We start from the raw sequence: 12,809 nt of genomic DNA on the forward strand, positions 1-12,809 counted from the left end.
CTCATGAGCCTGACCAACACCATCCTGCGCGCCGTCCCCGGCGCTTTCATCCTCAACTCCGGCATTGGCAAGCTCGGCATGGATGCGGAGACCGCCGCGGGCCTGCAGCAGATGGCGAAGAACGGCGTCCCGGCGCTGGGTGATCTCACCCCTGAGCAGTTCGCGAAGTTCCCCAGCTATGGCGAGATCGCAGTGGGCGCGGCCCTGCTGCTGCCCTTCGTTCCCACCCGCGTGGCCGGCCTTGCGCTCGCCGGATTCTCCGGCTCCATGGTCTCGATGTACCTGCGCACCCCCGGCATGACCGAGTCCGACGGCGTGCGCCCCACGCAGGACGGCACGTCCGTGGCGAAGGACTCCTGGATGCTCGCGATCGCTGCGGCGCTGGTCCTGAACCAGTCCGATAAGCGCTCCGCGCTGCAGAAGCTCGCCGACGCCCGCCGCCGCAAGGACGCCTGACCCCGTCGGCCACACCTTTCCCTCGCGCAGACGGGCGCACCCTCAACCCCGGGGGCGCCCCACCTCTCCTTCGCGCAGACGGCTACGTTTTCGTGGAAATTCGGACCGGATTTCCACGAAAACGTAGCCGTTTTGGCTGAGGGGGGCGCTGGAGAGGTGGTGGCGGGCGTCAGATGGCGTGGAGCTCGTCGATCATCGTCTGGAGGTCCGCGACCTGCTGGTCATGCCCGACGGCCGCGCCGCCGTCGAACACCGCCGGGCCATCCGGGGTCTCCACGACGATGGTCACCTTGCGCCACGCGCTCACCGTGTGCAGCAGCGCCGTATCCGAGATCGCCGCATCGCCCTGGATCAGCCACGCGTCCATGCCGTCGATCGTGATCTGCTCTTCCCGATAGTTCGAGAGGTCCACCGGGCTGTCGTACAGCTCCTCGGCATCATCCGCGGTCAGGGAGCACTGGAAAATTGCGCGGGCCGCCTCCTGCGCCCCCGGGTACTCGCCCTCCTCCTCGGGCCAGCTCACCGCGCCCACACCCACCACGGTGTACCAGCCGGACTCCACGGGCTGGTCGATGAAGGACATGTCGGTGGCGTAGGGGGTCTGCGAGTACCAGTTCGTGCCGGTGTTCCAGTCCTCCGGGACGGGAAACTCCAGGCCACCGCCTCGCAGCACCCCCTCGGCCTGCTCGGTGGTCACCTCGTTGTCCACCAGCGTGCAGTCCGTGGTGGGCTTCTCCAGCAGGGTCTGCTCACCGGACTCCGGCTCGGCGCTCGGGTCATCGGTGGGCGTGTACTCGGGGTGCTTCGAGGTCTCCGGATCCTCTGCCGGCTCCTCCTGGGACGTCGGGTCCTTCGCGGTGGGGTCGGCCGAACCGCCCGAGAGCACGGTCTGCCACAGCACGAGCGCCCCCACGCCCAGCAGAATCACGAGGAACACGCCGCCGCCGATGATCGCGGCGAGCAGCGGGCCCTTGCCCCGGCCGCCGCCATCGGGGTCTCCCGGAGTCGACGGACGCTCCGCCGGAGGCGGGCTGTCCCACGGGCTCTGGCCGCCGCCCTCGCCGCCCCCGCCGGAGGAGCCTCCGGCGCTGAAATCCGGCAGGCCCGAGGAGCTACCGCCGCTGCGGGATCCGCCGGAGAAGTCGGGCAGTCCGCCCCCGGAGCTCTGGGCGTTGTTGTTCATGGTGCCTCCGCGCCGCATCGTCCGGCCCGCGACCCACCCGCGGACCACGGCTCACCCTAGCGGGCAGCAAGCCGACGGCGCCCCTGTCGACCCCACCACATTTACGCAACTCCCGGGTGGCGAAAACCGGTCAGGTAAGGCTAACCTCATCGACGTCCTTCCCCTCCGGGCGCCCCCGCCCGGTCCCGCATCACAGAAAGTCCGCACATGACCTCGATCTCCCGCCCCGCGATCTCCCGCCGCCACCTCGGCTCGCTCGGCCTCGCCGGCACCCTCGGGCTCGCGCTCGCCGCCTGCGGCACCCCCGACTCCACCGACGCCGACAGCTCCGGCAGCAGTGACGGCAGCAGTGACGCCACAACCGTCGAGATCGAAGACAACCTCGGCACCCAGAAGGTCCCGGTCCCGCCGCAGTCCGTCGTCGCCACCGACAACCGCACCTTCGAGACCCTCGCCGACTGGGGCGTCACCCTCAGCGCTGCCGCGCGCGCCCTGATGCCCTCGACGAACCCCCTCAAGGGCGACGAATCCATCATCGACCTGGGCAACCACCGCGAGCCCAACCTCGAAGCCGTCGTCGCCGCCGAGCCGGACCTCATCATCAACGGGCAGCGCTTCGCCCAGTACCACGACGACTTCGTGAAATACGCGCCGGACGCCGTCGTGCTCGAGCTCGACCCGCGCGAGGACCAGCCCTTCGCCGACGAGCTCAAGCGCCAGGTCGCCGTGCTCGGCGAGATCTTCGACAAGCAGTCCGAGGCCGAGGCCCTTGGCACCGACCTGGACGCCGCCATGGAGCGCGTGAAGAGCGCCTACGACGGCTCCTCCACCGTCATGGCCGTGAACACCTCCGGCGGCGAGATCGGCTACATCGCCCCCGGCGTGGGCCGCGCCCTGGGCTGGACCTTCGAGGCGCTCGGGCTCGTCCCCGCGCTCGAGGTCGAGGGCGCGAGCGACGACCACCAGGGCGACGACATCTCCGTCGAGGCCATCGCCGACTCGAACCCCGACTGGATCCTGGTGATGGACCGCGACGCCGCAATCTCCGCCGACGACCCGGAGTACAAGCCCGCCAACGAGCTGCTGGACTCCTCCGAGGCGCTCGCTGGCGTCACCGCCGTGGCGGAGGGCAACATCGTGTACATGCCCGCGGACACGTACACCAACGAGTCGATCCAGACCTACACCGAGTTCTTCGACCAGTTCGCGGACGCGCTCGAGGGCAAGGCCTCCTGATCACGTCCGTCTACGTCGACCGCCGCACGGCGGGCAGGGCCCTCGGGGCCCCGCCCGCCGTGCGGCCTGTGACCGTCCGGCGCCCGTTCCTCGCCGGTCCCGCCCAGGAGTTCTGATGTCCCGCCCCGTCCCCGCCACGCCCTCGGAGCCCGCCCCGGCAGCTCCGTCGGCGCCCCCGACGGCCGATCCGCCGACGCGCCGCCGGCGCGACCGCCTGATCGACGGCAAGCTCGTGATCGGCATCGTGCTGGTCGCGCTGCTGCTGCTCGCCTCGCTGCTGACCGGTGCCTACGACATCTTCGGCGCCGACGACGGCGCCCAGATGTTCGCGATCACCCGCATCCCCCGCACCATCGCGCTCGTCCTCGCCGGCGCCGCGATGTCGATGTCCGGGCTGATCATGCAGCTGATGACCCAGAACCGCTTCGTCGAGCCCACCACCACGGGCACCACCGAGTGGGCGGGGCTGGGGCTGATCCTGATGATGGTGCTGGTGCCCGGCGCTGGCCTGCTCGCGAAGATGAGCGTCGCGATCGTCTTCTCCTTCATCGGCACGATGGTGTTCTTCCTGTTCCTGCGGAAGGTGACGCTGCGCAGCTCCCTGATCGTGCCGATCATCGGCATCATGCTCGGCGCGGTCATCGGCTCCGTCTCAACCTTCGTCGCCCTCCAGTTCGACGCGCTGCAGAACCTCGGCGTGTGGTTCGCCGGCTCCTTCACCTCCGTGCTGCGCGGCAGCTACGAGGTGCTGTGGATCGTGCTGATCGTGGGGATCGCGGTGTTCCTGGTCGCGGACCGCCTCACCGTGATCGGCCTCGGCCAGGACATCGCCACCAACGTCGGCGTGAACTACCAGCGGGTGCTGCTGCTGGGCACCGGGCTCGTCGCGATCGCGACCGGCGTGGTCACCGTGGTGGTGGGGAACCTGCCCTTCCTGGGCCTGATCGTCCCGAACGTCGTCTCGCTCATCCGCGGCGACGACCTGCGCTCGAACCTGCCGTGGGTGTGCCTGCTCGGCATCGCGATCGTCACCATCTGCGACCTGATCGGGCGCACGATCATCATGCCGTTCGAGGTGCCGGTCTCGCTGATCCTCGGAATCGTCGGCGCGGTCGTGTTCATCGCCCTGCTCGTGAGGCAGCGTCGACATGTCTGAGCGCAGCCCCGAAACCCAGCGCGAGCCCGCGGACCATCGGCCCTCCGCGGGCGGCACTCGCGCGAGCGGCACCCCAGCGCGTCGTATCCCGGCGCGCCGCCCCGGCAGCACCGCCGTCGTTCCAGGGCGCCGCCTGGACGCCGTGCCCGATGAAGCACCGTCGGGCGTCGGCACTTCCCCAGGGGACCTCGTCGGCGACCTCGACATCATCGGTGCCCCGCGCTCCGTGCGCTCCTCCTCGGGCGCGTTCCCCGACCCCCGCGGTCATCGCCGCTACCGCATCGCCCTGATCGGCCTGATCATCCTCGCCGCCGTGATCGCCGGCGGCATGCTCACCCTGGACAACCCCATGCCCATCGGCACCCGTGGCTTCTGGCTGATCGCCGAGATGCGCGCGACCTCGCTGGTGGTGATGGCGGTGGTGGCCCTCTGTCAGGCGGTCGCCACGATCACGTTCCAGACCGTCACCACCAACCGCATCATCACCCCCTCGATCATGGGCTTCGAATCCCTGTACCGGGTGATCCAGACCGGTGCGGTGTACTTCCTCGGCGTCGCCGGGGTGGTCGCGCTGCAGGGCACCACTCAGTTCCTGCTGCAGGTCGCGGCGATGGTGGGGCTCTCCGTGCTGCTGTACGGCTGGCTGCTGCGCGGCAAGTATGCGAACATCCAGGTCATGCTGCTGGTGGGCATCATCATCGGCGGCGGCATGGGGGCGGTGTCGACCTTCATGCAGCGCCTGCTGACCCCCAGCGAGTTCGACGTCCTCGCCGCCCGCCTGTTCGGCTCGGTGACCAACGCGAGCTCCGAGTACCTCCCCTACGCGATCCCGCTGGTGCTCATCGCCACCGCCCTGATCTGGCTGAACGCCCGGCGGCTGAACGTCATCGCGCTAGGGCGGGATGTGTGCATCAACGTGGGCGTGGACCACGGCCGCCAGACGATCTACATGCTCGTGCTGGTCTCGGTGCTGATGGCCGTCTCCACCGCGCTCGTGGGGCCGATGACGTTCTTCGGGTTCCTGGTGGCTACGCTGACCTACCAGATCGCCGGCACGCACGACCACCGCCTGCTGCTGCCTGTCGGGGCGCTGGCCGGATTCGTCATCCTCGCCGGCGCCTACTTCGTCATGCAGCACGTGTTCTACGCGCAGGGCGTGGTCTCCATCATCATCGAGTTCGTGGGCGGCTGCGTGTTCCTCGCCGTCGTCATGAGGAAGGGACGCCTGTGATCCACGTCGACCAGGTGCGCAAGACCTACACCTCCGACACCGGCACCGTCACCATCGGCCCGGTGAACGTGGACATTCCCGCCGGCGGCGTCACCGCCCTGGTGGGCCCCAACGGCGCCGGGAAATCCACTCTGCTGACCATGATCGGGCGTCTGCTCGGGATCGACGAGGGCGTCATCGAAGTGGCCGGGTACGACGTGTCCACCACCGCCAGTGCGGACCTCGCCCGGATCCTCTCGGTGCTGCGGCAGGAGAACCACTTCATCACGCGCCTCACCGTGCGGCAGCTCGTGGGCTTCGGCCGCTTCCCGTACTCCAAGGGGCGTCTCACGCGGCTGGATGAGCACAAGATCTCCGAGGCCATCGACTTTCTGAACCTCGGGGACCTCGAGGACCGGTACCTCGACCAACTCTCCGGCGGGCAGCGCCAGCGAGCGTACGTGGCGATGGTGCTGGCGCAGGACACCGAGTACGTGCTGCTCGACGAGCCGCTGAACAACCTCGACATGCGCCACAGCGTGCAGATGATGGGGCGCCTGCGCGATGCCGCCCGTGAGCTGGGCCGCACCATCGTGGTGGTGCTGCACGACATCAACTTCGCCGCCCACTACGCCGATGCGATCGTCGCGATGAAGGACGGGGACGTGGTGCAGTCCGGGTCCGTGGAGCAGATCATGGACGCCGCGGTGCTCACCCACGTGTTCGACACCCCCGTGCAGGTCATCGACGGTCCGACGGGAAAGCTCGCGGTGTACTACTGAGCCTGGGGGCGGGGGTGCGGTGTATTTGTGGGTCCTGAAGCTCTTCAGAGCCCCGTACTACCGGTGGCTCCGCCAGCCCGTGACGCCCACGGAGCTGCGCGAGGCCTACCGCCCTAACGCCCTGCATGACGCTCACCTGGATGACCCTGAGTTCGGCTCCCGCCTCCTGGACGATGAGGCCGCTGGCGCTGGGGAGGGATGTGTGATCGCACTGCGTGGAGGATTTGCCACGACAACCAGTGGTTCTCCATGTCCGGCATCAAACGGGGGAAGAACGGCAAGCGCCCCGGGCCTGCGGTCCACGACGACCTCGTCGAGCGGGACTCCACCGCCGATGACGTCAACGAACTGTGGCTCACCGACATTCCCCCGCTGCGCGCTCCGCGCATCATCGCAGCGGGTGGTGCCCCCTCTGAGCATCCCACTGACGAGGGCAAGCTCTACCTGTGCGCGGTCAAGGACGCGTTCTCCGGACGGATCGTGGGCTACTCGATCGACTCACGGATGAAAGCCCGCCTGGCCGTAAACGCCCTGAACAGCGCCGCTGCCCGACGCGAGGACGTGGCCGGGTGCATCGTCCACTCCGACCGCGGGTCCCAGTTCCGAGCCCGGTCATTCACCCACGCCCTGGACCAGCACCACCTCATCGGCTCCATGGGCCAGGTCGGTGCCGCCGGTGACAACACCGCGATGGAATCGTTCTTCGCCCTGCTGAAGAAGAACCTCCTGGACCGCCAGCGGTGGCGCACTCGGGAGGAGCTCTGCATCGCCATCTTCACCTGGATCGAGCGGACCTACCGCCGGCGACGCCGCAGGCCCGTCTGGGCCGGTTGAGCCCCATCGAATACGAGACCATCATGAACCCCGCCGTGACACTCACGGCCTAACACCCCGACTGCCAACTATCCGCGCAGCAGTCCCTTCTTTATGACTAGTACTTTGGAACGAAGTTGAAGCGGCCCCTTGTGTCGGCAAGACTGACTTGCTAGGTTCGAGTCACCACAGCCCGAGAATATTCGCATGCTCCTCGATGGTTCAAACTACATCTGCAAAGCCGCGTGGTGGAAGTTTGTGCGTTCCGTTCTAGAAGAGGGCGGTTTAGTAGGAGCTACCAAGGGGGCGAGAGCAATGGCGGTCAAATATACTCTAGCTTACGATGGGTATTGTGCATTTTGTGAAGACACGGCGAGGGCGGTGTCGGACCAGACTGGTGGCGACCTTCGAGTGGTCCCTCTGCAGTCCGCGTATGTACGTGACGCGCACAAGGCTCTAAATACCCCCGTCCCTAATGCGCCGGTGCTAATCAAGGAGCTTGCGGGCGGTGGGAAGAAGACGTATATGGGAGCGAAGCTGAGCGCTGAACTCTTCAATGCCTTTGGCATTGGAAAGTCGTACCGCATGCTTCGCGCCATCGGTGAGGCGAAGAGCGGGGGAGGGTCTCGCCTTCTTTCGAGAAGCGGGTTTTTTAAAGCGATCGCTGGACTTGGGGTCGTGTCGATGGCGACATTCGCCGGGAGTCCCGCAATGGCCAAAGGCCCGAAGTGGCTTCAGGATGCTGACGTCAAGTCAAAGACGGAATTGTCGGAAGCTGAGGCGCGAGATGCAATCGACGAATGCCTGAGCTTGTCGGAATCGCGCCTCATTGAGGAACGAAAGGAGGTCCTGATAAACGCTGGCTTGCTGAGGCGTGAACAACCTAAATCTTATAAGGCAAATCGATTCAGTCTGGCCAGCGGCGCCGTGCGCACTTCTGCGGTCGCGATTTTCGGTGAACTGTATGTCGTTGTCCATCACTATGTCTCGGCTAATGATGAGGAGCATGTAGCTGCGCGGGCCTTCTATCTCGAGACCAAGGGTGATGACCCGGAAATTCTTCACTGCCTGTTCGACAAGCTAGATGATGGGGTCACCCCAACCGCACTTTCAGAAGTGTCGTCTATCGGCACTAAAGAAGGTCGAGTAACGATGGCTTCGAAGTGCACTCAATCTCAATGTATGGATAAGAATCGATGCTATCGATGCAACTGCAAGAAGTATAACGCCAAGTGTATCGGAAAGTGCTGTCACGCCTGTGTGGCAACCTGTTTTGCGGGGCCTAAGCCCTGTATCGCTTGTGCGCTGGTCGCGTGTGCAGCATGCGTTGAGTGGTTCGGCGATTGCTGCCTGGAGAGCAAGTGTGAACGGTATGCGTCGAAGACGTGCTGAGGCAGGTTGACGAGTTCGATGTTATGATGACGTGAGCTCCAGGAGTGTCTTCAATATGCGTGTATTCCTCTTTTTTGCCCTATCTGTCGTACTTTTAAGTGGATGGTTCTGGGTTGATCCAGCAGGGCTCTGGGAGGGCGGTCTTCGAGTTATCGGCGTAGGGCTGATCGCTCTAGGACGGCTGAAAGATATATCCGGCGCCTTTAGGGTTGCGCGTTTATGTTTGCTTGGATCACTTGTTGCTGCCCTCTTCCTGTGGGTTATCGAACTGGTGCGCGTAGACGGCGGGCATCCGATTGGTGATCACACGTTCCCAGTAATGCTAGGCATTGGTTCGATTATCAGCTTGACGCAATTGGGGAAGCGCGGGCGCGAGAGTCTGCGAAAGTCTCCGGACTCCGGTGCGTAGCAGCTCCGCCACCGCGCCGTCCTTGCTGAGGTGAAACCGGCTCTGACCAGGCCCGGGCGGTCCTGCCCCGCCCCGGCCAGCGCTCCGGCCGGGGCAGGGCTCCGCCGCCCGGACCGTGGATGTGCACGGATGTCTGGAATGGTCCGGATCTTTTCCCTATCCTGCATGGACAGTCCATGAGCGAGGGGGAGAGGGATGTCGTACGCAGATGGATCCGGGGAGCGCGTCGCGGGAGACGTCGCGCGCTCGGCAGGGGCCGGACTGGTGGCCGTGGCGCTCGGCGGCATCCTCACGGGGATGCTGGCCGGGTCGCAGCTCGAGTCGCCGCTCGAGCCGCCGCAGCCTTGGGGCATCGGGGTGGTCCTCACGGTCGCAGCGATGACCACGCTCTCGTACCGCCACGTCGGGGCGCTGGTCACCTCGGGTGCGGTGCTCTCGGCGATCGGGGCCGTCCAGCTCGTCGTCGCACAGGGGCTGGAACTGCTGGACGTGGAGGCGCATCGCACCTACTCCCTCCTGGTGAGTGCGGCGTTCGTCCTGGGAGCGGGGTGCGTGCTCCTGGGGGCCGGTGCAGGATGGGCGCATGCGCGGTCCGGCCACGGGGGGAGGTGGGCGCAGTACGAGGGGCTGCGGCTGCTCGGCGCGGTCGTCGGCGGCGGTCTCGCGACGGGACTGTTCTTCTCGCTCTCGCCGCTGCTGGTGCCCGATGATCTCGACGCCTTCGCCGACCTGTGGTGGATCCTGCCGGTCTGCGCCGTTGCGGCGCTCGCCCTCGGCGCGGTGCTGGCGCTTTCCCCGACCGGCGTGCTGCCGGCGCTGATCGGGCTCGTCGTGCTCCAGGTCCTGGACGGGGAGAGCGTCTGGACCGGACCGGTCATGTCGCTCGGCATCGTGCTGCTCGCGGCCGCCGCCCACTTCATCGGACCCGTGGGCGAGCCCGAGGAGAGCGGGAGCAGCGGCGCGGCGTGGGACGACTGGATCTCCGGGAAGCGCGCCGACACCCCGGGGTGACGTCCCCGATCGCGACGACCGGCAGCATCGTCGCCCGCACCAGCGTCGGGTAGCCGTCCACGCCCAGCGGCTCCCGGCCGGAGTCCTTCGTGGGGGTGAGGCGGAGCGGCCCGGCACCGAGATAGTCGAGGTCGAAGGCGACGCCGGCCGTGAGCTGGGCCGCACCATCGTGGTGGTGCTGCACGACATCAACTTCGCCGCCCACTACGCCGATGCGATCGTCGCGATGAAGGACGGGGACGTGGTGCAGTCCGGGTCCGTGGAGCAGATCATGGACGCCGCGGTGCTCACCCACGTGTTCGACACCCCCGTGCAGGTCATCGACGGTCCGACGGGAAAGCTCGCGGTGTACTACTGAGGTAGGGGCGGGGCGGGCGGGTCGGCTGCGCCTCGGGCCCGGGCTAGGTCGGCGCCGCGCCCCGGGCCCGCCCCTTCCACCCCGGGCCCGGGTCTTCCCGCGCCCCTTTCACCCCGGGCCCGGGCCATCCCGCGCCCTCAACGCATAAAGCAACGGTTCCGACTCAGATTCGAGTCGAAACCGTTGCTCGGAAGGGCCTGTGGGCGGTGGCGCTTAGCTTCCTCGCGCTGTTCACGCTCTCCGGTTGCTCGGGACCGCCGGCGCGTGATCACGCTGCCTCCATTGCCGACCAGACCGCCCTTAGGTGGGCCAGGAACGATTCCGGGCGCACGGCCTGCTCGACGGTGATCCGTACGACCTCCCACCCCAGCCGACGCAGCACGGCATCCTTCAGGCGATCGCGCCGAAACCTCGCCCGATCCGTGCGATGCCAGTCCCCGTCGTACTCGATGCAGATCTTCAGCGCCGGGTAGGCGAGATCCAGGATGTGCCTCGTCCCGGTGACGGGGTCGCGGATCGGCAGGTTCGGCACCGGCTCAGGGAACCCCGCCCTGAGCAGGAGCAGGCGGGTGTGCGTCTCCCAGGGAGATAGGACGTTCGGGCGTGCGTCGTTCAGAGCGCGCAGCATGGCGCGCACCCCGGGCAGGGCGCGGCGCGGCGCCCCTGAGGGGGCGTCCTCCCGCGCCGCGATCCCCGGGTCCGGGGTGAGGCGGAGCAGCTCATCGCGCAGGACCGCCGGTGACGGGGCGGGGATCTGGAGCCGCTGGTGATCGAGCACCGCGTCGCAGGCGGCCACGAGCTCCGCGTGTGTGAGGTCCCCGGCGAGCTGACAGAGCACCTCCACGGGCGGGGAGAGCAGTAGATCTCCAAGGCGGATCCGGGGCACCTGGTCGCCGCGGCCATCGCGGTGGATGCGGCGGTAGGACGTGCTCATCAGCCGATTCGCCGAGAGCGACAGCACGTGGATGCGCCCCGTTGCGGCGGTCCGCAGTCGTGGGGGCAGGCTGATGCCCAGCAGCTCGGCGGCGGTGGGGCCGCACAGTGCGGCTCGATGCGGCGCCAGGCGCTCGAGCACCGCCCGCGCCACCGCGGCCACCGACGGCGGATCGTTTGACAACGCTGACCACCCCGGGATGAGGGTGGTGAACTCGGGCGAGGCGAGGCGCCGACGGGTCACGCCCCGGGCGAGCCACTGATCGCGGTGCAGCAGAGGCCCGCCCCGGAAGGGGTGAGGGGCCAGGAGCATCGCGGGGCGCATGGTGCCTGACCCTAGAGAGCAGTCCGGGCCGATTCCCGCCCGCGAGCCCCGTTGTGGACAACGGGGCAATGTGGAGGAGAGGTGTTCAGACAGCGCCCGCGGCGCAAAGCAACCGTTCCGACTCGAATCTGAGTCGAAACCGTTGCTTCTCAGCTGGTAGTGCTGGGGGCGGCGGTAGCGCGGGGTGGGTGGTGTGGCGCTGGGGGCGCGGGGCGGGCGGTGCGGTTCGGGAGGCGCCACGGCCCCTGGCGCCCCACGCCCCAGGGATCAGAACGTGATGGTCTTCGGGTCAGCCCCGATCCGTCCCTCCACGCCCTTGTCCAGCGCATTGATCGCCTCGACCTCGTCCTCGGCGAGCATAAGATCGGCCGCAGCGAAGTTCTCCACGATCCGCGAGGCCGTGACCGACTTCGGGATCACCACGATGCCCTGGGCGAGGTGCCAGGCGATGATCACCTGGGCCGACGAGGCGTCATGCGCGGCGGCGATCTCGGTGATGACCGGATCGGAGAGCTCGGCGCCGGCGGTCGAGCCCAGCGGGCTGTACGCCTCGGTGACAATGCCGAGCTCCTCGTGGATCGCGCGCAGCTCCTTCTGCTGGTGGTAGGGGTGCAGCTCGATCTGGTGGATGGCCGGGGTGACGCCGGTGGCGTCGATGATCTCCCGCAGCTGCTCCTCGGGGTGGTTTGAGACGCCGATCGAGCGGGCCTTGCCGGCCTGCTGGATCTCGATCAGCGCCTTCCACGCCTCGACGTACTTGTTCTGCAGGGGCTTCGCCCAGTGGACGAGGTAGAGGTCCACGAAGTCCAGGCCGAGCTTGCCCAGCGAGGTGTCGATCGCCGCGAGCGCCGCATCGCGGTCGTGGGAGTCGTTCCACAGCTTGGTGGTGATGAACAGGTCCTCGCGCGGCACCCCGGAGGCGGCGATCGCCCGGCCGGTGCCTTCCTCATTGCCGTAGATGGCGGCGGTGTCGATGTGGCGGAAGCCGGCGGCGATGGCCTTCTCGACCACGTCGGCCGCGACCTCGTCCTCGACCTGCCAGACGCCGTAGCCGAGCTGGGGGATGGAGTGTCCGTCGGAGAAGCGGATGGTGGGGATCTCAGTCATGGGCTCCACCCTATGCCCGCCCTCCGACACGCTGAAAACCCGGCGTCCTGCCGGATCGTCCTTATCGGTGATGGTCGGTTCTGACACCTTGTCATAACGCTCTGGGCATGAAGAGCATGAGCCCCGCGCGCCGCGGGATGACCACCGCCCCAGACCCCCGCCGCTGGCAGGCCCTCACCGACTCCGCCGGGTCGATCATCCCAGCCCTGTATGCCGAGGGTGCTCCAGATACGGTCATCGCCCAGCTGGGAGCCGTGTTCACCGATGCCGCACGCCTGTCCATGGTCGGCGCGGGAATGTTCCTCCTCGCCGGTCTGGTCGGTGCGCTCGCGGTGCGCCGCGCGGAGCTTACGATGGCCCCATGACCTTGGCGGAGACGGACCAGATGCGGTGTGCCCGCCCCGCCGCGCGCCCCCATCGTCCCCGCGCCGGCGCGCA

Annotated in this window: 13 protein-coding genes and 1 pseudogene; 10 read left to right on the top strand and 4 right to left on the bottom strand. The window is 67.6% G+C overall.

Translation table 11 applies throughout. From position 1 onward, the window contains the following. The first annotated feature begins 3 nt into the window (after positions 1 to 3). On the top strand, positions 4 to 456 hold the full coding sequence (locus CJ197_RS05340) for a DoxX family membrane protein (protein WP_102235708.1): 453 nt from the start codon (positions 4 to 6) through the stop codon (positions 454 to 456). Positions 457 to 625: 169 nt separating this feature from the next. Here the strand turns inward: CJ197_RS05340 and CJ197_RS05345 are convergent, their stop codons facing one another. Further along, a complete protein-coding gene (locus CJ197_RS05345; protein ID WP_102235709.1) occupies positions 626 to 1,639 on the bottom strand; it encodes a hypothetical protein in 1,014 nt (337 codons plus the stop codon). 207 nt (positions 1,640 to 1,846) lie between these two features. Here CJ197_RS05345 and CJ197_RS05350 point away from each other — a divergent pair, with 207 nt between their 5' ends. The 7 genes from CJ197_RS05350 to CJ197_RS05375 all read left to right on the top strand — a co-directional run bounded on the left by CJ197_RS05350 (position 1,847) and on the right by CJ197_RS05375 (position 9,648). Next, positions 1,847 to 2,875, top strand: coding sequence for a siderophore ABC transporter substrate-binding protein (locus CJ197_RS05350; RefSeq protein WP_102235710.1), 1,029 nt, complete (start codon positions 1,847 to 1,849; stop codon positions 2,873 to 2,875). Between the two features lie 115 nt (positions 2,876 to 2,990). After that, positions 2,991 to 4,031 carry an ABC transporter permease gene (locus CJ197_RS05355; RefSeq protein WP_102235711.1) on the top strand — a complete coding sequence of 347 codons (1,041 nt, stop codon included), beginning with the start codon at positions 2,991 to 2,993 and terminating at the stop codon, positions 4,029 to 4,031. Then, positions 4,024 to 5,262 (top strand): iron chelate uptake ABC transporter family permease subunit, encoded by a 1,239-nt coding sequence (locus tag CJ197_RS05360; protein ID WP_102235712.1) that lies wholly within the window; start codon positions 4,024 to 4,026, stop codon positions 5,260 to 5,262. The genes CJ197_RS05355 and CJ197_RS05360 overlap by 8 nt, the downstream gene beginning before the upstream one ends. Beyond that, complete coding sequence (locus CJ197_RS05365; protein WP_102235713.1) at positions 5,259 to 6,023, top strand: ABC transporter ATP-binding protein; 765 nt, start codon at positions 5,259 to 5,261, stop codon at positions 6,021 to 6,023. Before CJ197_RS05360 ends, CJ197_RS05365 begins: the two co-directional genes overlap by 4 nt. A gap of 198 nt (positions 6,024 to 6,221) precedes the next feature. Beyond that, on the top strand, positions 6,222 to 6,857 hold the full coding sequence (locus CJ197_RS15335; RefSeq protein ID WP_199173879.1) for a DDE-type integrase/transposase/recombinase: 636 nt from the start codon (positions 6,222 to 6,224) through the stop codon (positions 6,855 to 6,857). A 186-nt stretch (positions 6,858 to 7,043) separates the two neighbouring features. Beyond that, a complete protein-coding gene (locus CJ197_RS14855) occupies positions 7,044 to 8,228 on the top strand; it encodes a hypothetical protein (protein WP_146007706.1) in 1,185 nt (394 codons plus the stop codon). Positions 8,229 to 8,832: 604 nt separating this feature from the next. Further along, positions 8,833 to 9,648: a hypothetical protein gene (locus CJ197_RS05375; protein ID WP_102235714.1), complete on the top strand. Its 816-nt coding sequence runs from the start codon at positions 8,833 to 8,835 to the stop codon at positions 9,646 to 9,648. On the opposite strand, the gene CJ197_RS15530 is transcribed toward CJ197_RS05375, so the two are convergent. Beyond that, entirely contained in the window at positions 9,554 to 9,853 is a 300-nt protein-coding gene (locus tag CJ197_RS15530) for a thiamine phosphate synthase (protein WP_369801488.1), read from the bottom strand. The two genes, CJ197_RS05375 and CJ197_RS15530, sit on opposite strands and share 95 nt — an antisense overlap. On the opposite strand from CJ197_RS15530, the pseudogene CJ197_RS05385 reads away from it, so the two are divergent. Next, positions 9,791 to 10,006: pseudogene (locus tag CJ197_RS05385) on the top strand (iron ABC transporter ATP-binding protein); the annotation flags it as partial. The gene CJ197_RS15530 and the pseudogene CJ197_RS05385 overlap by 63 nt on opposite strands. A gap of 268 nt (positions 10,007 to 10,274) precedes the next feature. On the opposite strand, the gene CJ197_RS05390 reads toward CJ197_RS05385, so the two are convergent. Then, positions 10,275 to 11,252 (bottom strand): endonuclease domain-containing protein, encoded by a 978-nt coding sequence (locus CJ197_RS05390; RefSeq protein WP_146007707.1) that lies wholly within the window; start codon positions 11,250 to 11,252, stop codon positions 10,275 to 10,277. 279 nt (positions 11,253 to 11,531) lie between these two features. Then, positions 11,532 to 12,371, bottom strand: coding sequence for an aldo/keto reductase (locus CJ197_RS05395; protein ID WP_102235716.1), 840 nt, complete (start codon positions 12,369 to 12,371; stop codon positions 11,532 to 11,534). Between the two features lie 107 nt (positions 12,372 to 12,478). On the opposite strand from CJ197_RS05395, the gene CJ197_RS05400 reads away from it, so the two are divergent. After that, positions 12,479 to 12,736, top strand: a complete 258-nt coding sequence (locus CJ197_RS05400) for a hypothetical protein (RefSeq protein WP_146007708.1) — start codon at positions 12,479 to 12,481, stop codon at positions 12,734 to 12,736. The last annotated feature ends 73 nt before the right edge of the window (positions 12,737 to 12,809 follow it).

This window comes from Brachybacterium sp. UMB0905 (genome assembly GCF_002871795.1).
Taxonomy (GTDB): domain Bacteria; phylum Actinomycetota; class Actinomycetes; order Actinomycetales; family Dermabacteraceae; genus Brachybacterium.

What these genes read in the sequence shown, in the direction of transcription:
- CJ197_RS05375 (WP_102235714.1), top strand. Translation starts at nt 8,833, where the DNA reads ATGTCGTACGCAGATGGATCCGGGGAGCGCGTCGCGGGAGACGTCGCG.
- CJ197_RS05395 (WP_102235716.1), bottom strand. Translation starts at nt 12,371, where the DNA reads ATGACTGAGATCCCCACCATCCGCTTCTCCGACGGACACTCCATCCCC.
- CJ197_RS05360 (WP_102235712.1), top strand. Translation starts at nt 4,024, where the DNA reads ATGTCTGAGCGCAGCCCCGAAACCCAGCGCGAGCCCGCGGACCATCGG.
- CJ197_RS14855 (WP_146007706.1), top strand. Translation starts at nt 7,044, where the DNA reads ATGCTCCTCGATGGTTCAAACTACATCTGCAAAGCCGCGTGGTGGAAG.
- CJ197_RS15335 (WP_199173879.1), top strand. Translation starts at nt 6,222, where the DNA reads ATGTGTGATCGCACTGCGTGGAGGATTTGCCACGACAACCAGTGGTTC.
- CJ197_RS05350 (WP_102235710.1), top strand. Translation starts at nt 1,847, where the DNA reads ATGACCTCGATCTCCCGCCCCGCGATCTCCCGCCGCCACCTCGGCTCG.
- CJ197_RS05390 (WP_146007707.1), bottom strand. Translation starts at nt 11,252, where the DNA reads ATGCTCCTGGCCCCTCACCCCTTCCGGGGCGGGCCTCTGCTGCACCGC.
- CJ197_RS05355 (WP_102235711.1), top strand. Translation starts at nt 2,991, where the DNA reads ATGTCCCGCCCCGTCCCCGCCACGCCCTCGGAGCCCGCCCCGGCAGCT.
- CJ197_RS05400 (WP_146007708.1), top strand. Translation starts at nt 12,479, where the DNA reads ATGAAGAGCATGAGCCCCGCGCGCCGCGGGATGACCACCGCCCCAGAC.
- CJ197_RS05345 (WP_102235709.1), bottom strand. Translation starts at nt 1,639, where the DNA reads ATGAACAACAACGCCCAGAGCTCCGGGGGCGGACTGCCCGACTTCTCC.
- CJ197_RS05340 (WP_102235708.1), top strand. Translation starts at nt 4, where the DNA reads ATGAGCCTGACCAACACCATCCTGCGCGCCGTCCCCGGCGCTTTCATC.